This is a genomic window from Chitinophaga tropicalis, assembly GCF_009758205.1.
GTDB lineage: Bacteria > Bacteroidota > Bacteroidia > Chitinophagales > Chitinophagaceae > Chitinophaga > Chitinophaga tropicalis.
In genome coordinates, this window is sequence record NZ_WRXN01000001.1 from 39407 (window position 1) to 59287 (window position 19881).

The window sequence follows — 19881 nt, forward strand, 5'->3', positions numbered from 1 at the left end:
AACTGATTAATCCCGGAAATAAAGTTTAAGTATCTGATCAGATGTCATTTTTGCACTGGCCCCGTTCAGGGAATCCAGCTTGGATTTTTCCCGTACAACGGGATCGAGCGTATTGTATTCCAGCAAAGTTTTCATTTGCGGTTTACGCTTTACAGAGATGGTATCATGCAGGTATTTCTCCATGATAAGGCTGGCAATGGGCGCTGCGTAGGTACTGCCAAAACCGGCGTTCTCCACTATCACCGCAATGGCGATCTTTGGATTATCCCTTGGAGCGAAGGCCACGAATACAGAGTGGTTCTTCAGTTTTGTAAGTTTGCCGTTCACAATGGCGTTGTTCTCTGCCGTACCTGTTTTACCACAAACGATCTCGCCTTCAATACGGGCAGATACGCCGGTACCTTTTTCCACCACATCTTCCATTCCGTAGATAACGGACCTGTAGGATGTATCGGATACGCTGGCCACTGTATGTTTGTCTTTATATTTTTTCAGCAGTTCTGTATCGTCATTATCTATACTCTGTACAAAGTGCGGCAGGTAATAGTATCCGCGGTTGGCAATGATACACATGGCATTGGCCATCTGCATGGGGGTTGCTACTACCTGTCCCTGTCCCATACCTACATACAGTTCTGAGCAGGAGTTCCACTGGCCGCGGTACAATTTGTTCATACCGGCGGTATCGATGGCCTTACCCGGCGATTCTCCCGGAATATCCACTCCCAGTCTGTGGCCCAGGCCAAAAGAAGAGATATAGTCATGCCATTTCTGGTGTCCTTTTTTCACGCCACCCCATTTGGGGGCGTCTACTTCCATTCTGTACAGGTGTACAAAGTAGGCGTTACAGGAGTTGGCTATAGCCAGGCGGAGGTTGGCTGCGTGACCGGGATTATGGTGCGTACAGGCAATAGCACGGCCGCAGTAGGTATATGCACCGCCGCAGGGGAAACCGAAGCTGGGCGTGATCACTCCTTCATCCAATGCAATCAGGGCGGTAAGCGGTTTCATGGAAGATCCCGGCGGATAGCCTGCCTGTATGGCACGGTTGAAGAGAGGTTTGGTAGTATCGGTGAATAGTCTGCTGAAGTTACGTGCACGGTAGGAACCGGTCAGCAGGTTTGGATCGAAAGTAGGGGCGCTCACCATGGTGAGGATACCGCCTGTTCTTGGATCTATAGCAACTATACTTCCAATTTTATTACGCATGAGATGCTCTCCCAGTACCTGCAGGTCTACGTCCAGTGCCAGGCGGAGATTTTTGCCGGCAATGGCTGCGGTATCGAATTCCCCTTTTTCATAAGGGCCCTGGGGACGGTTCAGGTTATCTTTTACGAGATACTGGATACCACGTTGTCCCATCAGCACACTTTCATAGGTCCTTTCCAGGCCTGTCATACCGAGATAATCACCCTGGTTATAAGTGCTGTAAGCGGGTTTCTGCAACATCTGCGGAGACACTTCGCCAATGTAACCAAGAATGGCAGCGGCGGCAGAGAAAGGATAGGAGCGAATCTGTCTTTGTACCAGCTCAAAGCCTGGCTGGAATTTGTACATGCTTTCCTGCAGCTTGCCGAATGTTTCCGGAGGCAGGAGGGAAGCGAAGACTGATATACGGCGGCTGCCGTTCTTGATGATAGCGGTGGTAATACGTTTCCTGAATTCCTCTTTATCTATTTCGAGGATACGGCAAAGTCCCAGTGTGTCAATGTTCTTAACGTTGATGGGGGTTACCATCAGGTCGTACATGGCATCATTACTCAATATACTTCTGCCTTTGCGGTCATAGATGATGCCCCTGCTGGGATAGACCACTTTACGGAGCACTGCGTTGGCATCCGCCAGCTTGGAATATTTCTTTTCCACTACCTGCAGAAAGAACAACCTGGTAATGATCAGCAGGACCATACCAAGGATGATAAACTGTATTACTCTTTTCCTGGGCTGATTATAAACAGACATCTATTGAATAATGCGGCCTCTTAATGGCCCTTTCTGCCGGGCAGAAAGATTCAGCAAGCGACCTGTTGCTTTATAATGTGACTAACTTCTTCTGATATATAAAGATAAATACTCCCTGCTATTTCCTTGAAAAGAACAACAGTTCATACAGCACTATCAGGAAAATACTGGCGGCTGCAGACAATAGGATCTTCAAAAGCAGGTAAAAGAAATTACCAAAATTGAACACCTCCAGGGGAAAGTATACCAGGTTATGCAGGAAAACCAGGATAGCGATGTAGGTTAGGAACTGAGAAACACCCATGCTGGTCATAGACGGTGTTTTCTGGGTTGTTTCAAATCCACCCTGTGGTGACAGTATATTGATAATAAACGGACGCAGATAGGCAATGAATACGCAGGCGGCGGCATGTATACCCATTGTATTCATGAATGAATCGAGGCTGAGGCCCATGAAAAAACCCAGCAGCATTAAAGCGGGGCGGGGCATATTGAAGGGCAGCAGCAATACGAACAACATATACAGGTTAAAGCCCACAAGCTGGTGCAGCTGTATCCTGTTCAGGACAAATACCTGCAACAGCAGCAAAAGCACAAAACGGATGATATTTCGTAATAGTATACTCATTTGATCAACCTGTATGTTGAATCTTCTAATGATTTTTGTTCTTCCTTCAATACGTTATCTATTACATAGACATACTGCAGGTTGTTAAAGTTGGTGGCCAGTCTGATCCGGATAGTGTAGGCTGTGCTTGATTTATCGGCCACGGTGTATGATTCCACGTACCCGATAGGGATACCTGCGGGGTAAAGGGCTGAGTAGCCGCTGGTTACCACTGTGTCTCCTTTTATCAGCCTTACGCTTTTAGGTACGTCTTCCAGTACGGCATAATTCGCTTCACCACCGTACCAGCGTACGGTACCCATTTCACGGCTATAGCTTAAGCGGGCGCTGATACCGAAGTTGCGGCCTTTAGCCAGGAGGGAGAGTACTACGGCGTATTTGTCGCTCACGCTGCGTACTACACCTACTACCCCGCTGGGGCCTACAACGCCCATATCCGGCTTAATTCCATCTGTGCTTCCGCGCCTGATGGTAATATAGTTAATAGGATTGCTGACAGAGTTGTTGATCACTTTTGCTTCACGATAAAGGAAGCGGCGAACTTCTGAGCTTACGACCTTGCGGGAAGTATCTGTGCTGTACTGATGAATGGTATCTGTTTTGACAATATCAGAGACGGAGGCATTGTCAAAGCTGCTTTGCAGCATATTATGCAGTCTGGCATTTTCTTTCACGAGGCTGTCGTTGGTAGCCTTCAGGTGAAAGTAGTATTCCACATTGTTGTAACGTTCGTATAACCTGGCGCTGACGTTATTGGCGGAGTTGAGGTAGGCTGTTTTCTGAAAGTCGTTATTCCGGAATACCAGCACAATACAAATCACTTCCAGCAGCAGAAACAGAAAAAAATTAAAATAGCGCCTTAAGAAAATGATGAGATTACGCACAGGATATATTTTCAGAGTAGAAGCGGTCAGGAAAGCTGTTTTCCTGACCGTTTCCGGATATTATTGCATTAGGAACGGATACTTACCAACATGTTTCAATGCGATACCGGTACCTCTTACCACGGCGCGCAGCGGATCGTCGGCTACATGTACGGGCAGTTTGATCTTCTGGGTAAGGCGTTTATCCAGTCCGCGCAGGAGGGCGCCACCACCTGTGAGGTACAGTCCTCTGCGGTAGATATCTGCTGCCAGTTCCGGTGGTGTGGTTTCCAGTGCTTTCAGGATGGCTTCTTCTATTTTGAAGATAGATTTGTCCAGTGCTTCAGCTACTTCCTGGTAAGATACCATGATCTGTTTTGGAATACCGGTTACCAGGTCGCGTCCGTTCACGGCTACGTCATCTGGTGGGTTATCCAGTTCTTTCAGTGCGGAACCGATCTGTATTTTGATCTGCTCTGCCGTCCTTTCACCGATCAGCAGGCTATGGTAGCGGCGAAGAGCTTCCATAATATCGGCAGTGAATTCGTCACCGGCAATACGGATACTCTGGTCACACACGATACCGGCCAGGGCTATAACGGAGATACCTGTGGTACCGCCGCCTATATCGATGATCATATTACCTACTGGTTCTTCCACATCGATACCGATACCGAGTGCGGCAGCCATAGGTTCATGTATAAGGAACACTTCCTTCGCGCCTGCCTGTTCAGCAGAGTCGCGTACGGCGCGTTTTTCTACTTCAGTGATACTGGATGGTATGCAAATAACCATACGCCAGCTGGGAGAGAATAAGGGCTTTTTAGGATATACCAGTTTGATAAGCTCGCGAATCATGCCTTCCGCTGCGTTAAAGTCAGCTATCACGCCATCTTTCAACGGACGGATAGTACGCAGGTACTCGTGTGTCTTCTCGTGCATCATCATGGCCTTCTTTCCAACCGCCACAATTTTACCGCTAGCGCGCTCTATAGCAACAATGGAAGGTTCATCAACCACCACCTGGTCATTATGGATGATCAGCGTGTTAGCTGTACCTAAGTCAATCGCTATTTCCTGTGTTAAAAAATTAAAGAACCCCATTGCTTAATATGGTCAAAATATTATTGTGTGCAAAAATGAATAATTCCAACGAATATACAATCTAAAAATTGTTGTTTTTCCCAATAATACAACTAAATATTAAAAAATGTTATTTATTGTATCTGTTGAGTCAGTTAGTAGTTGTAACAGTTAATGACAATGTTAAAAAGCCGGCGTGGTAATGACTCCCGAAAACGCTTAAACGAAATAATCCGGCTTAAATTGTGTGCTCTGTATGAATGAGTTATGAGTTTTCCGGCGATTGTCCCTGCAACTACCGGCTACAGCATTCCCTCCCATTATACGAACTCGAAACCAATATCCCTCCTGTAATATTTACCTTCAAAATCAATAATTTCAGCAGTCTGCCGGCTGTGGGTCAACGCAATGCCCAGATCAGAAGCAAGGGACGTGATGGTCAGCACACGGCCGCCGTTGGTGAGCACATCTGCTCCCACAGCGCGTGTACCGGCCTGGAACACCAACTGATCCTGCGTAGGCGCCGGTATATTACTGATTACCTTCCCTTTCTCGTATGCTTCAGGGTAGCCTTTTGCTACCAGCATAACAGTTGTTGCCACTCGGGCATCTTCATAAATTGTCTGTGCGGATAGCTGTCCGTCAGCAACCGCTTTAAAAAGTTCCAGCAGGTCATTCTTCAGCCTTGGCATTACCACTTCTGTTTCCGGATCACCCATACGGCAATTGTACTCAATTACGAAAGGTTCCCCTTCCACTTTGATCAGGCCGAAAAAGATAAACCCGTTGTAAACGATCTGCTCCTTCTCAAGACCAGCCACTGTTGGACGGATAACACGCTCTTCCACCAGGTCCATAAATGCTTTGTCAGCAAATGGTACTGGAGAAACAGCGCCCATACCGCCGGTATTCAGGCCGGTATCACCTTCTCCGATCCTTTTATAATCCTTGGCTGTAGGCAGTACCTGGTAGCTGTGCCCATCAGTGAGCACAAATACAGACAGTTCAATACCTGTCAGGAACTGCTCTACCACCACTTTTCTGCTGGCATCGCCAAACTTTGCGTCTTTGATCATCTGTGTAAACTCAGCCACTGCTGCTTCGTGATCTTCCAGGATAACCACGCCCTTTCCTGCTGCCAGCCCGTCGGCCTTCAGTACTATCGGCAGGGAATGTGCGCGCAGGTAAGCAACACCTTCTTCATAAGTCTCCTCACTGAACTCGCGGTAAGCGGCAGTAGGGATATTATGGCGCTGCATAAACTGCTTTGCAAATGCTTTGCTGCCTTCCAGCTGTGCCCCCAGGGCAGAGGGGCCCATCACCGGAATATGCTTTAAAACTGCATCCTGCTGAAAGTAATCATAAATGCCTTTTACCAGCGGTTCTTCAGAACCGGGCACTACCAGGCTGATAGCGTTCTCTATGCAAAAAGTCTTAATCTTCTCAAAATCAGATACGGCAATGTCCAGGTTCTGTCCATATTGCGCTGTTCCCGCATTACCGGGCGCAATAAATAACTGCCCGCATAATGGGCTCTGTGACATTTTCCACGCCAGGGCATGTTCCCGGCCGCCGCTTCCTAATAATAATATCTTCATATGAAATTGTTCGCGTCTCTCTGCAAAAATCCACCGCTCTCCGTTCTTCCAAATTTTTTGCAAAGAAAGGCCAAAATTTAACCAAAAACACCATTTTAACCGATAAAAAGCTGAATTTATTTAACTTGCCTCCACTCAGGGACTAACTAACACCAAACAACAAACATCTAAATTGTACCTATTATGACTCAAACTGCTGTTGAGCAGCCTGTAATTACACCCGGCAAACCAACCAAAGGTCATCACAGAGGCCTCTACGCTTTATTCTTCACAGAAATGTGGGAACGTTTCGGATACTATCTGATGATCGGTATCTTCTTCCTGTACCTTGTGGATCCGGCCTCCAACGGCGGTAAAGGCTTCGGTACTACAGAAGCGGCTGACCTTGTAGGCTCCTATATCGCATTAGTTTACCTCTCTCCCTTTGTGGGGGGCCTGCTGGCAGACCGTTACCTGGGCTACCGCAGGGCCGTACTCCTGGGAGGGATACTGCTGGCCTCCGGCTATTTCAGCCTGGCCGTACCCGGGGATGCCGCCATGTATATAGGCCTGGGGCTTATTATTATAGGGAACGGCTTCTTTAAGCCCAACATCGGCACTATTCTCGGTAATATCTACAACCGTGAAGACCTGCGGGCTAAAAAAGATGTAGCCTACAATATCTTTTATATGGGCGTGAACATAGGCGCCTTCATCTGCAACTTCGTGGCGGCCTATCTGCGCAACCATTACGGATGGGGACATGCCTTTGCTGCTGCCGGCGTAGGCATGCTGGTGGGCCTCATCATCTTTGCCTCCAACCAGAAACTGCTGGCTGAAGGCGATGTGCGGAAAGCACCTCAGAAAGATGACATGCCTATAGGCCAGATACTGGCACAGGTGTTCCTTCCTGCCATCCTGGCTGCCGCATTAGGTTATTTCATGACTGATATGACCGGCGCACCGCTTTTCGGTACCCGTTCCAACGACGCTTTCCTTTTTGCCTGCGTACCTATTATCATATTCTATATCACCCTGTATGTAAAGGCCAGTACCAGGGATGATAAACGCGGACTGGGCGCCCTGCTGGCATTTTTTGCCGTGGCAATAGTTTTCTGGGTGATCTACAACCAGAACAGTACAGGACTCACCATCTGGGCAGATCAATACACTGACAGATCTATGTCTTCCACTGTTGAAAAGGTAGCCCAGCCTATGGGTATGCTGCAGACAGTAACGACAGACCCGCATAAAGTAACCCAGATAGACGAGCATTTCCGCGCCATCAAAGGGCCGGACGGCAAAACAATAGAAGTACAGGGGGCTGACCCTTATTTCCAGAACCTGCCTAAAGACCAGTGGCCTGCAGGTGGTAAGATGAAACTGATCTCTACAGAGATTTTCCAGTCTATTAATCCCTTCTTTATTGTAGCATTTTCTCTCATAGTAGTAGGTCTGTTCGGTTACCTGGCCAAACGCGGCAAAGAGCCGACAACACCGGTCAAAATAGCATTGGGTATCTTCCTGGCAGGATTCTCTTCCCTGCTCATGGTGATAGCCGCTTCCATGACAAACGTATATATCGATAAAACATCCATGGCCTGGCTGTTTGGTACTTATGCCGTGTTTACTGTGGGTGAAATACTGGTAAGTCCCATAGGTCTGTCTATGGTATCCAAACTGTCCCCTCCGCGCGTTACGGCCCTGATGATGGGGGGCTGGTACCTGGTGAATGCCATTGCCGGTAAAGTAGCCGGTCTGATGGCCACTTTCTGGGACGAGTTCACCAACAAGAACATGTACTTCCTGATCCTGACCGTTTCTGCCGGTATTGCAGGTGTTATCATGCTGCTGATCAGTAAATGGATAGCCCAGGTAGTGAAAGATAAAACCGGATCTTACTGACAGATAGATCCTTACTGGAAAGGGGGAAGCGGGTTACCGCTTCCCCCTTCTTTTTCAGTCAGCACTGTATTTTTACTTATATTGCCACATTTTAACCTTATTCAACAACAAAGTCACTACCATCATTACAATCTTATGGCAGATAAATTCAAGCCTTTCGTTCCACCCCAGGTGAACATGAAAGAGTTCACGCTGAAGTCCATTTTATTGGGCTGCATCTTCGGGATCATTTTTGGAGCTGCAACCGTATATCTTGCATTAAAAGCGGGTCTTACCGTGTCTGCCTCTATCCCTATTGCCGTGATAGCCATTACATTAGGCAGGAAATTTTTTAAAACTACCATCCTTGAGAACAACATCATCCAGACTACCGGCTCTGCAGGCGAATCCATTGCCGCAGGTGTGGTATTCACCCTGCCGGGGTTCCTGTTCCTGACAGACGGAGGCGGTGAGAAGTTCTTCAACTACCTGACCATCCTTACACTGGCCATCTTTGGCGGTATCCTGGGGACACTCATGATGATACCCCTGCGCCGTTCACTCATTGTAAAAGAACATGATACCCTTCCTTACCCCGAAGGTACTGCCTGTGGCGATGTACTGGTAGCAGGCGAAAAAGGCGGCGACTTCGCTAAAATGGCTTTCTACGGATTAGGCTTCGCTACCTTATACGCCATACTGCAGAAAGTACTGCACGTAATTGCAGAGGTGCCTTCCTATATGACACAGCAGGTGAACAGATTCTTCCCTTCTGCCCGTGTAAGCGGAGAGATCACTCCTGAATACATGGGTGTGGGTTATATTATTGGTCCCCGTATTGCGGGTGTACTGGTAGCCGGTGGCGTATTGTCCTGGTTAGTGCTGATCCCCCTGCTGGCTACGCTGGTACCTGCAGATGCTATTGCCACCCAACTCGTAAAACTGGGATACCTGGCCAGCATCACCACTCCGGGTGGTAAAGGCAACTGGGACCCTTCCGCACATACTTTTGCTGATTTCTCTTCCGCCATCTACTTTGCCTATGTACGCCAGATAGGCGCAGGAGCAGTAGCTGCCGGCGGTTTCATCACACTGATCAAAACCATTCCTACCATCATCTCCTCTTTTAAAGGCAGCATCGGCTCTTTGAAGAACAACGGGGAAAATGAAGCAGCTACCAATGAAGTACCACGTACCGAAAGAGACCTGAATATTAAAGTAGTACTGTTTGGCAGCATTGCCCTGATAGTGCTGATGGCCTTCCTGCCTCAGCTTCCTGGTGATTCTATCGGTAAAAAACTGCTGGTAGGCTTACTCGTGGTGATCTTCGGCGCCTTCTTCGTAACAGTGTCCAGCCGTATTGTAGGCCTGATCGGTTCTTCCAACAACCCTATTTCCGGTATGACCATCGCTACCCTGATGGGTACCTGCCTGGTGTTCATAGCAGTAGGTTGGAGCGGCAAACTGTATGAACCTATGGCGCTGGTTGTAGGTGGTATGATCTGTATTGCAGCTGCCAACGCAGGTGGTACTTCCCAGGACCTGAAATCCGGTTACATTGTAGGTGCTACGCCCATGTACCAGCAGTTATCGCTGTTCATCGGCGCAGTAGTATCTTCTATCGTTATCGGCCTCACTGTGAAGTTCCTGGATAAACCAACTGCTGCAATGATTGCCAACGGTGTTACTGACCACGCTATCGGCAGTACTTATTTTCCTGCACCACAAGGTACACTGATGGCTACCCTGGCTAAAGGTATACTCTCCTATAACCTGGACTGGCAGTTTGTACTGGCAGGCGTATTCATTGCCATCACTATGGAACTTTGCGGTATCAAAGCCCTGTCTTTTGCAGTTGGAGCATACCTGCCCTTATCTACCACCCTGCCTATCTTTGTAGGTGGCGCTATCCGTGGTATTGTAGATAACAAACGCAAAAAACAGAATATCCACCTTTCTGCGGAGGAAGAAGAACTGGGCAAAGGCAACCTGTTTGCAACAGGCCTGGTAGCTGGTGGCGCCGTTGCTGGTGTTATCATTGCCATCCTTGCCGGATTTGACGGCTCTGCGGCAGTACTGGCTAAGCTCAATATGGAAGAACCCCTGGTGGGCGCTCTTGGACATGGGGGCTACTATCTCATGGGGGCTTTGCTCTTTGCACTGATGGGATGGGTGCTATACAGAGTAGCTAATAAGAAATAAGATGATCTGCCATGAATAAAGAAGCCCCCTGCAAGTTTTGCAGGGGGCTTCTTTATTCATTATTCATGATCAGCATTTTTTATCAAACGGATTCCAGTTGATGATACCTTTCATATCATATGCCTCCACCACAGATCTGTTGGAAGCTCTTACCTGTAACTGGCCGGATTTTTTATTCATACCTATGATCAGGCAACCATCTATATCAGCCAGGGCAGGAATACTAAATTCATCACCTGCTTCACGGTGATCTTTCATGTTAGTAAGCTTTATGCCAAGCTGGTCCACATGTCCATTCCGCTCATAAGTTGTGTGGCTCATAGATACGTCATATTTAAGCAGTTTCTCTGCCATATCCCGTAAAGCACTCTTAAAAAACTGATCATATACTTTCGGTGTGATCACTACATCATTGCGAAATCTCATTTCCATTATCAGTTCTTCTTCACTCTCCCTGGTTTCAATATTCCAGGCGCCGGATACGCTGACAGATGTATGGGTGTTCCGCAAACGTTTTTTAATCAGGGAGAAACCGGAAGCCGCCAGTAACAGGCAGGGTATCAGCAGTAAATAAAGTGCTTTTTTCATGTGGGATGATTTGGGTGTAAATAATTGTTTTATGCGGGATTTAAGCGGATGTGCAGCAGAAGAATGCAGCAGCCTATAATGCGCTTTTTCATGCATGCCCAGGAGGAAATGGGCATATTCCCTCCTGTCATTGACAGCAGCAGTTATTTCATCTGCTTCATATTCATGCAGGGCCCTCAACCTTGCACTCAGTATGTAAACAGCAGGATTAAACCAAAAGAAGATCTTTACCAGTTCTACCACTAAGAGGTCTGCACTGTGCCAGTGATACGCATGTGCCATTTCATGTTGTAAGATCATCTTATTTTCCATTCCCTCTTCTAAAAAGATATACCAGAAAAAAGAAGCATTCAAACCGGTACTACGGATGATCATACAACCCAGGTAATACTCTCTATCTTTTTTATGAATAAGACGATAGATACGGAATAAGTTCATCAGCAGAAGGATACACATTATGGCAACCCCTGCCAGGTAAATACCCAGTAATACATCCAGCATGTTCAAACCCGGACGGTATGCAGGCAGCATAACAGGAGCACTGTCATGTATCGTTGTATTTAACAGTGTTCTTACGCCCTGACCTGCATCACTTATAACAGGTACACGTACATCATAAACACGATTGATAAAAGGTAACAGAAGTGAAGCCAGGATAGCAGACAGGATGAACAGACGGTTCCACCGGTGGAAAGAAAGATGTCTTAACCAGACCTGGTAGATCACACAGCACAAAGCAAGACTAAAAGACGCGAACAGAAGATAGTGAAAAAAAGCAGTCATGATCATTGGTTTTGCTGGTCAATAAATTTGCGGAGATCATCCAGTTCTTTCTTTGAAAGCTTCTCCTCCTCCATCAGGAAGGATAAAAGATTGGAAGTCTTATTATCAAAATAATCCTTTATAACAGTACCCAGGCGACTTTTCCTGTACTCCTCTTTTGCAATGAGCGGATAGTATTCATGTGTTTTTCCATATGCCTTATGCCCTATATAACCTTTGCTTTCCAGGAGCCTGACCACAGAAGACACTGTTGTGTAAGGAGGTTTGGGCTCCTCCATTCTTTCAATAATATCCTTTACAAAACCTTTTTCAATAGACCACAGGATCTGCATGATCCCTTCCTCTGTGCGGGTTAGTTCTTCCATAACGGTTTATTTTAACTGACCTAAATGTATAACTGATTTTTCAGTTATACAACTATTTATTAGTTATTAAAACTTAGTAAATGAAAATCAATATATTAGCGTGATGAAATTTTCGAATCCGAACCCCTGATTTTATGTAGCACTAGCCGTCCTGAATCATATTCTAATCTAAAACCGATTGACATGCGCCATTTGTTCCTACCCATGTGTTTATTGCTGCTGCTGTTTGCCGGCTGCAAAAAAGATGAAGAGACTGAGCCACTGAGAGAATTTTTCTCCTTCACCATGCGGGATATTATAGTAGTAGGAGAAAAGCCTTCTGCTATACTTACTCCGGCCAATCTTACCGATGCAGAAACCAGCAACGACCATCTGAGGCTGACTATAAAAGGAACAGCAGATGGAAATGAGTCTGTCACCTTTGTACTGAAGTCAGATCTGAAATCATTGAGAGAAGGCCGGTTCCCGGCCGGACAAGGTAATTCCATGACAATTTTGTATCCTGAATCCGGGTTAACCCTGCAGGCAAATGATCATTATGGGAGTTTCTCTATGGAGATAATCAGTCTCCAGGACAGTCTTCTTGAAGCAAGATTTGATGCACAGCTGATAGATGCAAGTGGCATTGCATCTCCAAATTTTGCTGCAAACGGATTTCTGAGGGCTATTATCAGGGCCGGTAATTAAACAAAGGAAAGATACCCGTACTCTTTTTTGAGGATGGCCTTGTCATCTGCACCCAGCCACCTGTTCAGCAACGTGGCATATACCTGTTTAAAATCTGTTTCATACTGAAGATCGCCATCCTTAAGATTTTCCAGGTTAGGCCCATCATTCAGCAATCCCTGTTGTTTTAATCCGCCGCCTATCATGAACATATTATTGGCAGTGCCGTGATCTGTACCGCCACTGGCATTCTGCGCCACCCGGCGGCCAAATTCCGAGAAGGTCATGATCACCACATCCTGGAACCTGTTGTTGTTCTTCAGCTCTTTTGTAAAGGCCATCACCGCTTCATCCAGCTGTCTGAACAGGTTCTGCTGGGAAGCCAGCTGGTTCACATGTGTATCAAATGTACCATGCGACACGTAATATACTTTTGTGCTGATATCAGACATAATAAGCCGGGCAATGGTCTGCATATTACGTCCCAGCTGTGTGGAGGGAAAGATCTCTTTTGTTTTATATGCCTTGAACTGCTCTTTGATATAGGCAGCAGAAGACATTGTAGCACCCATTGTTTTGTAGAGATAATCAACATTGCTATGTTCATCCTCTGCTGCTGCTTCCCTGTGCAGCAGCTCCCTGAAAAGATGCTCATTAGCGCCCCCCTGCAGCTTATCCGGATCACGGAAAGCCAGCCCTTTTATATCAATCCCCTTCATTGCAAGGCTTAAAGTATCATCTATCTCCAACGCCTGTACGGGTTTATCGCAACCTTTACACTGCGCATCAAGATAACGCCCTATCCAGCCATCCGTCCAGGTTTCAGAAGAGCTGCTGGCAGATTGCCATATGTCCATAGAACGGAAATGAGACCGGTCAGGGTTAGGATAACCTACATTCTGCAATATACCCATGGCTCCTTCATCATACAGGCTTTTAAAACCCGTTAACGCAGGATGCAGCCCTGTCTCATCTGTCAGTGATAAAGCATTCTCCCTTGCAATACCCAGTGTAGGACGTGAGCGGTAATAAATATCATTCCTGTAGGGGATCACGGTATTCAATCCATCATTACCACCGGAAAGCTGCACAATCACCAACACCTTGTTGCCGGGAGGGACAAGAGTATCTTTTTCAAGCGCCTTCAGAAATTTTGGCAGCATCAGCGAAGCCGAAGCCAGTGAACCTACCTGTAAAAAACGACGTCTGTTAAGGATCAGCATAAGTGTGAATATTTTGATGGAAGATCAGCAAAGCTGGTATTCCGGTGTACTCATTACAGCAATGGTGACTGTTTTAATATAGTTCTCCCGCGAGGAGTTATCTGCATAGTTCTCCAGCAATGCACTGTCCATACTCTTATTGTTGCTGAGCAAAAGCGCTCCGGCAATGGTTTCTGCCAGTTTCTCACGCGGCACGTTCTCATATGCCCTGAGATAAGCAGCCCAGTCTATCCGCCCGTTTATCTTACGGGCATACTGCCGTTTAGCGGCTTCATTTACCTGCATAGTGGTTTTGTAACTACCCATACCCATTTCAGGTGTGATCTCTTTAGGCTGGATATTGAACTCCTTTTCATAGAGCACCATCCTGGGCAGCTGCATACGGTACATCAGGCTGGAGCTGTCTATCCAGTTCCTTCCTCCGGGCCATCCCGCTACGTTGGGCGGGTAGAATAATGTTTGGCCTAACACCTGCTGAAAAGAGATTACGACCTCTTCTCTTTCAAAGGCAACGGGAATGCTTCTACGTAAACCTACTATCAGCTCTACCGGCGATTTGATGCGTGTGCCAATCAGCTGCCGGTCATAGAACCAGTCGGCCGTGAACATCTGCTGCATCAATGCTTTGATATCGTAACTGGATTGATAGAATTTTTCGGCGAGTGCGTTAATTCTCTGTTCATCAGGATTTTCACAAACAAAGTAGCGGTATATCTTTCCTGTAATATAGCGGGCGGTCTGCTTTTGTTCCAGCAGTATTTTCAGCACATCGTCCCCTGTAAAATGGCCACGTTTGCCCAATACAGTTTTCTCTCCTTCATCATGCCTTTTCTCACGTAAAACAAAGTTCCCTTCCTCATCGTAAGACCAGCCGGTAAAGGCGCGCGCAGCTTCTTTCACATCGTTTTCGGTGTAATGACCTCTTCCGGTAGTGAAGAGTTCCATCACTTCACGCGCAAAATTCTCGTTGGGATGTGCTTTATAATTCTGCTGGTTGTTGAGGAACTGGAGCATGGCGGGCGATTTGGAAACTGCCGTGAGCAGTTCTCCGAAATTGCCGAGGGCATTATCCCTTATTACCTGTAGTAATTGCTGGGTGAACAGTACATTTTGTGTGCGGCAGGCAAAATGCCCATGCCAGAAAAGGGCCATTTTTTCGCGCAGCGGATGTGTGGTGGTCACCATTTCATACATCCATGAAACATTCAGGTCTTTAATACCCTGGACGTTCATTTTCCGTACCATTTTCTTTTCTTCTTCTGTCATGTCTTTCCTACGGCCAACATCCGGCAGGTCAGACCTGTCTATAACCTTCAGCGCTTCCTGCGGATCTTTCTCAGGCCCCATCATTATCCTGTTCACGATCTGCTTTTTCCTTCTGTGGGTCCAGTCTTCGATAACGGGAAGGGACTCTCCGAAGCCGGCCCTCCAGGCCAGGTGTTGCATCTGTAACTTTTCCGGAACTGCTGACATACGCAAACGGGTTTGGATTTGGACGTATAAAAATAACCGGAGTTTAATGACGAACATGGCATCCTGAAAGACGAACAGGCAAATCCGGCGGATAATCAGCCATTTAGCCCAATGTTAAATTTATCTGAACCGCCATACCGGGTAACTGCTCCCTTTTTCAAAAACAGATTTTTCCGGGGGCAGCTCCAGGAAGCCATCTGCCTGCAAAAGAGCCGCCAGATCGCCGGAGCCATGATAGGGCGGTGGCAATGCTATCCACTTACCTTCTTCCGCCGGGTGCAATCTTACCGGCAGAAAATAGGTGAGGGAAGGATTGAACGTAACCTCCTTATCCAGCACAGCATATGGCACCGGAGGCGCAGCATATTGCAGGCAGGCGCGGAGCCAGGGTAACACATAGCGGTAACAGCACATGAAACCTGATACCGGATTACCGGGTAAGGCAAATACTACCGGTCCATTATCAAAATGCCCGAACAGGAAAGGCTTGCCTGGCCTCTGCTCTACTTTGTGAAAGATGGTCTGCATGCCCATGTCTGATAAAACAACCGGCAGATAATCATATTTACCGGCAGATACAGCGCCTGTACAGATCCAGACATCTGCATCGCGGATAGATTCAAATAATGCCCTGATAGCTGCCTCATCATCGTTTACATGATAACAGGTAGCATTGATGTTCAGTTCCTTCAGGGCCGCAGCCAGGCTGTAGGAATTGGAGATACGTACCTGGTGTACGTCAGGTGTTTCGCTGACAGGTACCAGCTCATCGCCCGTGGCAATGATAGCCACTTCAGGCAGTTTGCTGACAGAGACCAGGCTTTTCCCTACAGAAGCCAGCACACCGGTTTCAGCTGCTGTGATCCGGGTACCGGCGGCTATAAGCACCTGGCCGGCAGCAGCATCCGAGCCCTTCCGGTGTATATGCTGCCCCTGGCTAACGCCGGTATTGATGGTAAAGCGTTTAAAGCCTTCATGCTCTGATGCCGTAAGGTGTTCATATTGTACAACAGTATCTGTCAGTTCCGGCAGGATAGCTCCTGTCATCACTTCCATACAATTGGCCGTATTTCCCAGCAGCTTGCGGGACATGCCCGCAGCCTGTATATCTTCCACACCGAATACGGTTTGCCCTTTGGCATATGTTTCGTAGTCTATAGCTATACCATCCATCATTACGCGGTCATAGGGGGGGAAATCACGATCTGAAAGCACAGGTTCCCGCAAAATGCGGCCTGTAACGGTGTTGAAAGGCAGTTGTTCCATTCCGAAGTCGCGGACCGTTCCCATCACCGCTGCATATGCGGCTGTTACATCTATCGGCATTGTTTGGTGGTTTGGTGTCTTTGTTTGTAAATTTATTCTATTATGGGCAATGATTCAAGCAAACAGGGATTTTCACACCTCAATGCAGCAGACCAGCCGGTCATGGTGGACGTAAGCGGTAAGGCAGAGACCGAACGGGTAGCTGTTGCAGAAAGCAGGGTATTTTTACCGGAGATAGTAAGACAACAATTCAGCGGGTCTGATATTCACACCGCCAAAGGCGCAGTGTTCCAGACCGCTATCCTGGCGGGTATTATGGCCGCAAAAAAAACTCCCGACCTCATTCCGTTATGTCATACCTTACTGCTGGACGGCTGCCAGGTAGATATTCAGCTGGAAGGAGAAGAAGCAGTGGTGCGCTGCACCATCAAGACCACCGGCAAAACCGGTGTGGAGATGGAAGCGCTGACAGGAGCCAGTGTGGCAGCGCTGACCATCTACGACATGTGCAAAGCATTTACACATGAAATGGTGATCAGGCAAACACGCCTGCTGAGCAAGACAGGTGGTAAACGGGATTTTTAAATTCACAGTAATGACAACATTAAAAGGACTTATACTTTGTGGCGGCCGGAGCACCAGGATGCAGGAAGATAAAAGCATGATCCCTTATCATGGTGTACCACAATGGCAATACCTGTACAACCTTGTACAGGCACAGGTACCAGATACTTATGTTTCCTTCCGGGAAGACCAGGTGATAGAAAATATTCCGGTTATTACAGATAGTGTGGAAGGTGGCGGCCCTGCCGTAGGGTTACTCAGTGCACATGCAGCCTTTCCTGATGCAGCATGGTTTGTGCTGGCCTGCGATCTTCCGCTGATAAGCCGCCAAAGCATCGATTTTCTTTTGCAGCACAGAGATGCAACAAAAGATGCAACCGCATTTGTCAGCCCGGTAAATCATCTTCCGGAGCCATTAATAGCTATATGGGAACCATCCGGGTTACAGAAATTAAAGCTGAGTTTTGAGTCGGGAAAGAATTGTCCGCGAAAAGCTTTATTGCAGTCAGATTACCTGCAGATAGAGAACCCGTGGGCTACAGAGCAGTTCAATGCCAACACGCCTGAAGAGAAGCAGGAGGCTGAATATGCAGTTAAACACAGGCCACATTGAAAGATTAGGGATGGGCGGCAACCCACACTTCTCCGTCTTCAAAATATTCCTTCTTCCAGATAGGTACTGTTTCTTTCAACGTATCTATTGCATACTCACAGGCATCAAATGCAGCGGCCCTATGAGGCGCCGCAACTGCAATGACCACTACCGTTTCTCCCGGTAGTTTTTCTCCGGTGATATGCAATATGGCAATTCTCTTAACACCCATTTTCTCAATGGTGTGGTTTGCTATCTTTTCCATTTCCAGTAAGGCCATGGGCTCATAACATTCAAAGAAAAGTTTCGTTACCTTTTTCTGCTGAGTAACATTACGTACGTTTCCGGAGAAGATCACAACACCGCCACAGTCAGGAGCTTCAACAAAATCCAGCGCCTGTTGAACAGTGATGTGTGTGTCTATTCTGACGAGTTTATTCATTGTAATTCAAAGCGGTAAAATACATTCAAATAATTCTGTCTAATAGCTTTCACCCACCGCTTACCGGAGGTATCACCGCCACCTCATCACTTGCCTGCAACACCTGCCCGTCTCCCGCATACGTTTTATTTACTGCTATCATCAAAGATCTCAGCTGCTCCAGCCGGGGATATGTTTTATACAGGTAACTTTTCAGCTCTGCTACAGTATTCACCCCATCCACTGTAATAACAGGCTTCCCTGCTATGTCTTTTGCAATGCCAAACAACAATACACGCATATACCTCTCATGAAAATTTAGATAAAGCTACGATAATGTAGTAATTTTAAGTAGCAGATATATCAATTTACCGTCAAATGAAGATCAGGATAAAAGGCAATACCATACGTTACAGGCTGGATAAGAAAGATATACAGCAATTGCAGGAACAGCAGAAAGTAGAAGAGACCACTGTCATAGGCGCTGGCGCCCTTCACTTCTGTATCAAGGCAAAAGCCGGCAGCACTGCTCCGGCAATCAAACTGGAAGCAACAGCCGTACATCTTTCCTTCCCGAAAGAACAGGTAGATAACTGGGCCAACACAGACCTGGTAGGATTTGATGCAGAACTGCCCAATGCTGACGGCTCTGTACTGAAAATACTGGTGGAGAAAGATTTTAAATGCCTGACCGAGCGTGATGAGGACCAAAGCTACGCGTTCGACAATCCGGCAGAGAGCTGCTGAGTAAATATGCTGACAGACGCACATAACCGCATTATCAATTACGTAAGACTGGCTGTAACAGACCGCTGCAACCTGCGTTGCAGCTATTGTATGCCTGAACATATGCAATTCCTCGAAAGGCGGGAATTGCTCACCTACGAGGAAATACTGGCTCTCATGCGCCCACTGGCCGCCGCAGGGATCAACAAAGTACGTATTACGGGCGGAGAGCCCTTTCTCCGGAAAGACCTGCTCCGGCTGCTGGAACAGCTATCAGCCATCAACAACATCAATGAGATCACCATTACTACCAACGGTGTACTGACCCAACCTTTCATTCCCCGTTTACAGCAATTAGGCATCCGCAACATCAATCTCAGCCTGGATACCCTCCGGCCTGACAGGTTCAGACAAATTACCCGGCGGGACCAGTTCCATGCTGTAATGGGTACCCTGAACAGTCTGCTGGAACATGATATGCAGGTAAAAGTGAATGTTGTGGTGATGGATGGGGTCAATACAGACGAACTGACTGATTTTGTAGCTTTAACAGCTCAATATCCTATATCCGTCCGGTTCATTGAAGAAATGCCTTTTAATGGCCAGGGACATGACTTTTCCGGTATCAAATGGCATTACCGCCGTATCCTGGATACGCTGGAAGCTGCCTACTCCCTGCAAAAGCTTCCGGATGCACCACATTCCACTTCCCTCAGCTACCAGGCAGCCGGCCATGCAGGCCGGATCGGGGTCATTCCTTCTTACAGCCGCACCTTCTGCGGTACCTGCAACAGGATCAGGATAACGCCCACCGGTGGTGTTAAAACCTGTCTTTATGGACAGGATGTACTGAACGTAAGAGACCTGTTACGCAATGGCGCCAGCGAAGATCTGTTGCTGCATGAGATCCGCCAGGCGCTGAATAATAAGCCAGTTAATGGACAGGAAGCTGAAAAACTGGCCCATAAATGGGACAGCATGTCCGTAATTGGCGGATAATTCACTGTTTTTTTCG

19 protein-coding genes are annotated in these 19881 nt (G+C 47.3%); 7 read left to right on the top strand and 12 right to left on the bottom strand.

From position 1 onward, the window contains the following. Positions 1 to 6: 6 nt before the first annotated feature. The 5 genes from mrdA to purD form a co-directional block, all read right to left on the bottom strand. Positions 7 to 1962: a penicillin-binding protein 2 gene (mrdA, locus tag GO493_RS00165; RefSeq protein ID WP_157304050.1), complete on the bottom strand. Its 1956-nt coding sequence runs from the start codon at positions 1960 to 1962 to the stop codon at positions 7 to 9. Between the two features lie 118 nt (positions 1963 to 2080). Continuing rightward, positions 2081 to 2590, bottom strand: coding sequence for a rod shape-determining protein MreD (mreD, locus tag GO493_RS00170; RefSeq protein WP_157304051.1), 510 nt, complete (start codon positions 2588 to 2590; stop codon positions 2081 to 2083). Next, entirely contained in the window at positions 2587 to 3474 is an 888-nt protein-coding gene (gene mreC, locus GO493_RS00175; RefSeq protein WP_157304052.1) for a rod shape-determining protein MreC, read from the bottom strand. Before mreC ends, mreD begins: the two co-directional genes overlap by 4 nt. 60 nt (positions 3475 to 3534) lie before the next feature. Further along, a complete protein-coding gene (locus tag GO493_RS00180) occupies positions 3535 to 4557 on the bottom strand; it encodes a rod shape-determining protein (RefSeq protein WP_157304053.1) in 1023 nt (340 codons plus the stop codon). Positions 4558 to 4856: 299 nt separating this feature from the next. Next, positions 4857 to 6134, bottom strand: a complete 1278-nt coding sequence (purD, locus tag GO493_RS00185) for a phosphoribosylamine--glycine ligase (RefSeq protein WP_157304054.1) — start codon at positions 6132 to 6134, stop codon at positions 4857 to 4859. Positions 6135 to 6317: 183 nt separating this feature from the next. Between purD and GO493_RS00190 the strand changes: the two genes are divergently transcribed. Together GO493_RS00190 and GO493_RS00195 are read left to right on the top strand one after the other, a co-directional pair. Continuing rightward, positions 6318 to 8018: a peptide MFS transporter gene (locus GO493_RS00190; RefSeq protein WP_157304055.1), complete on the top strand. Its 1701-nt coding sequence runs from the start codon at positions 6318 to 6320 to the stop codon at positions 8016 to 8018. Positions 8019 to 8153: 135 nt separating this feature from the next. After that, complete coding sequence (locus GO493_RS00195) at positions 8154 to 10199, top strand: OPT family oligopeptide transporter (protein ID WP_157304056.1); 2046 nt, start codon at positions 8154 to 8156, stop codon at positions 10197 to 10199. Positions 10200 to 10268: 69 nt separating this feature from the next. Here the strand turns inward: GO493_RS00195 and GO493_RS00200 are convergent, their stop codons facing one another. Next, the gene (locus tag GO493_RS00200) at positions 10269 to 11570 is read right to left on the bottom strand and encodes a M56 family metallopeptidase (protein ID WP_157304057.1); all 1302 of its coding nucleotides are present in this window, start codon (positions 11568 to 11570) and stop codon (positions 10269 to 10271) included. A gap of 2 nt (positions 11571 to 11572) precedes the next feature. Next, positions 11573 to 11935, bottom strand: coding sequence for a BlaI/MecI/CopY family transcriptional regulator (locus tag GO493_RS00205; protein WP_157304058.1), 363 nt, complete (start codon positions 11933 to 11935; stop codon positions 11573 to 11575). A gap of 183 nt (positions 11936 to 12118) precedes the next feature. Between GO493_RS00205 and GO493_RS00210 the strand changes: the two genes are divergently transcribed. After that, positions 12119 to 12622: a hypothetical protein gene (locus GO493_RS00210; RefSeq protein WP_157304059.1), complete on the top strand. Its 504-nt coding sequence runs from the start codon at positions 12119 to 12121 to the stop codon at positions 12620 to 12622. Here GO493_RS00210 and GO493_RS00215 read toward each other — a convergent pair. The 3 genes from GO493_RS00215 to GO493_RS00225 all read right to left on the bottom strand — a co-directional run bounded on the left by GO493_RS00215 (position 12619) and on the right by GO493_RS00225 (position 16623). After that, positions 12619 to 13824: a DUF1501 domain-containing protein gene (locus GO493_RS00215; RefSeq protein ID WP_157304060.1), complete on the bottom strand. Its 1206-nt coding sequence runs from the start codon at positions 13822 to 13824 to the stop codon at positions 12619 to 12621. The two genes, GO493_RS00210 and GO493_RS00215, sit on opposite strands and share 4 nt — an antisense overlap. Positions 13825 to 13848: 24 nt before the next feature. Next, positions 13849 to 15297 carry a DUF1800 domain-containing protein gene (locus GO493_RS00220; RefSeq protein WP_232538706.1) on the bottom strand — a complete coding sequence of 483 codons (1449 nt, stop codon included), beginning with the start codon at positions 15295 to 15297 and terminating at the stop codon, positions 13849 to 13851. 120 nt (positions 15298 to 15417) lie between these two features. Beyond that, positions 15418 to 16623: a molybdopterin molybdotransferase MoeA gene (locus GO493_RS00225; RefSeq protein ID WP_157304061.1), complete on the bottom strand. Its 1206-nt coding sequence runs from the start codon at positions 16621 to 16623 to the stop codon at positions 15418 to 15420. A 42-nt stretch (positions 16624 to 16665) separates the two neighbouring features. On the opposite strand from GO493_RS00225, the gene moaC reads away from it, so the two are divergent. Next, positions 16666 to 17148, top strand: a complete 483-nt coding sequence (gene moaC / locus GO493_RS00230; protein ID WP_157304062.1) for a cyclic pyranopterin monophosphate synthase MoaC — start codon at positions 16666 to 16668, stop codon at positions 17146 to 17148. Positions 17149 to 17158: 10 nt separating this feature from the next. Next, positions 17159 to 17740: a molybdenum cofactor guanylyltransferase gene (mobA, locus tag GO493_RS00235; RefSeq protein WP_157304063.1), complete on the top strand. Its 582-nt coding sequence runs from the start codon at positions 17159 to 17161 to the stop codon at positions 17738 to 17740. A 4-nt stretch (positions 17741 to 17744) separates the two neighbouring features. On the opposite strand, the gene GO493_RS00240 is transcribed toward mobA, so the two are convergent. Next, a complete protein-coding gene (locus GO493_RS00240; protein WP_157304064.1) occupies positions 17745 to 18161 on the bottom strand; it encodes a molybdenum cofactor biosynthesis protein MoaE in 417 nt (138 codons plus the stop codon). Positions 18162 to 18210: 49 nt separating this feature from the next. Beyond that, entirely contained in the window at positions 18211 to 18441 is a 231-nt protein-coding gene (moaD, locus tag GO493_RS00245) for a molybdopterin converting factor subunit 1 (RefSeq protein WP_157304065.1), read from the bottom strand. A 77-nt stretch (positions 18442 to 18518) separates the two neighbouring features. Between moaD and GO493_RS00250 the strand changes: the two genes are divergently transcribed. Then, the gene (locus GO493_RS00250; RefSeq protein ID WP_157304066.1) at positions 18519 to 18887 is read left to right on the top strand and encodes a DUF7009 family protein; all 369 of its coding nucleotides are present in this window, start codon (positions 18519 to 18521) and stop codon (positions 18885 to 18887) included. Between the two features lie 6 nt (positions 18888 to 18893). Then, entirely contained in the window at positions 18894 to 19865 is a 972-nt protein-coding gene (gene moaA / locus GO493_RS00255) for a GTP 3',8-cyclase MoaA (protein WP_157304067.1), read from the top strand. The last annotated feature ends 16 nt before the right edge of the window (positions 19866 to 19881 follow it).

Excerpts from the sequence above, each read along its gene's own strand:
- GO493_RS00240 (WP_157304064.1), bottom strand. The coding sequence starts at position 18,161 with ATGAATAAACTCGTCAGAATAGACACACACATCACTGTTCAACAGGCG.
- GO493_RS00220 (WP_232538706.1), bottom strand. The coding sequence starts at position 15,297 with ATGTCAGCAGTTCCGGAAAAGTTACAGATGCAACACCTGGCCTGGAGG.
- GO493_RS00200 (WP_157304057.1), bottom strand. The coding sequence starts at position 11,570 with ATGACTGCTTTTTTTCACTATCTTCTGTTCGCGTCTTTTAGTCTTGCT.
- mrdA (WP_157304050.1), bottom strand. The coding sequence starts at position 1,962 with ATGTCTGTTTATAATCAGCCCAGGAAAAGAGTAATACAGTTTATCATC.
- purD (WP_157304054.1), bottom strand. The coding sequence starts at position 6,134 with ATGAAGATATTATTATTAGGAAGCGGCGGCCGGGAACATGCCCTGGCG.
- moaD (WP_157304065.1), bottom strand. The coding sequence starts at position 18,441 with ATGCGTGTATTGTTGTTTGGCATTGCAAAAGACATAGCAGGGAAGCCT.
- GO493_RS00205 (WP_157304058.1), bottom strand. The coding sequence starts at position 11,935 with ATGGAAGAACTAACCCGCACAGAGGAAGGGATCATGCAGATCCTGTGG.
- GO493_RS00215 (WP_157304060.1), bottom strand. The coding sequence starts at position 13,824 with ATGCTGATCCTTAACAGACGTCGTTTTTTACAGGTAGGTTCACTGGCT.
- mobA (WP_157304063.1), top strand. The coding sequence starts at position 17,159 with ATGACAACATTAAAAGGACTTATACTTTGTGGCGGCCGGAGCACCAGG.
- GO493_RS00250 (WP_157304066.1), top strand. The coding sequence starts at position 18,519 with ATGAAGATCAGGATAAAAGGCAATACCATACGTTACAGGCTGGATAAG.
- GO493_RS00195 (WP_157304056.1), top strand. The coding sequence starts at position 8,154 with ATGGCAGATAAATTCAAGCCTTTCGTTCCACCCCAGGTGAACATGAAA.
- moaC (WP_157304062.1), top strand. The coding sequence starts at position 16,666 with ATGGGCAATGATTCAAGCAAACAGGGATTTTCACACCTCAATGCAGCA.
- GO493_RS00225 (WP_157304061.1), bottom strand. The coding sequence starts at position 16,623 with ATGCCGATAGATGTAACAGCCGCATATGCAGCGGTGATGGGAACGGTC.
- mreD (WP_157304051.1), bottom strand. The coding sequence starts at position 2,590 with ATGAGTATACTATTACGAAATATCATCCGTTTTGTGCTTTTGCTGCTG.
- GO493_RS00190 (WP_157304055.1), top strand. The coding sequence starts at position 6,318 with ATGACTCAAACTGCTGTTGAGCAGCCTGTAATTACACCCGGCAAACCA.
- GO493_RS00180 (WP_157304053.1), bottom strand. The coding sequence starts at position 4,557 with ATGGGGTTCTTTAATTTTTTAACACAGGAAATAGCGATTGACTTAGGT.
- GO493_RS00210 (WP_157304059.1), top strand. The coding sequence starts at position 12,119 with ATGCGCCATTTGTTCCTACCCATGTGTTTATTGCTGCTGCTGTTTGCC.
- moaA (WP_157304067.1), top strand. The coding sequence starts at position 18,894 with ATGCTGACAGACGCACATAACCGCATTATCAATTACGTAAGACTGGCT.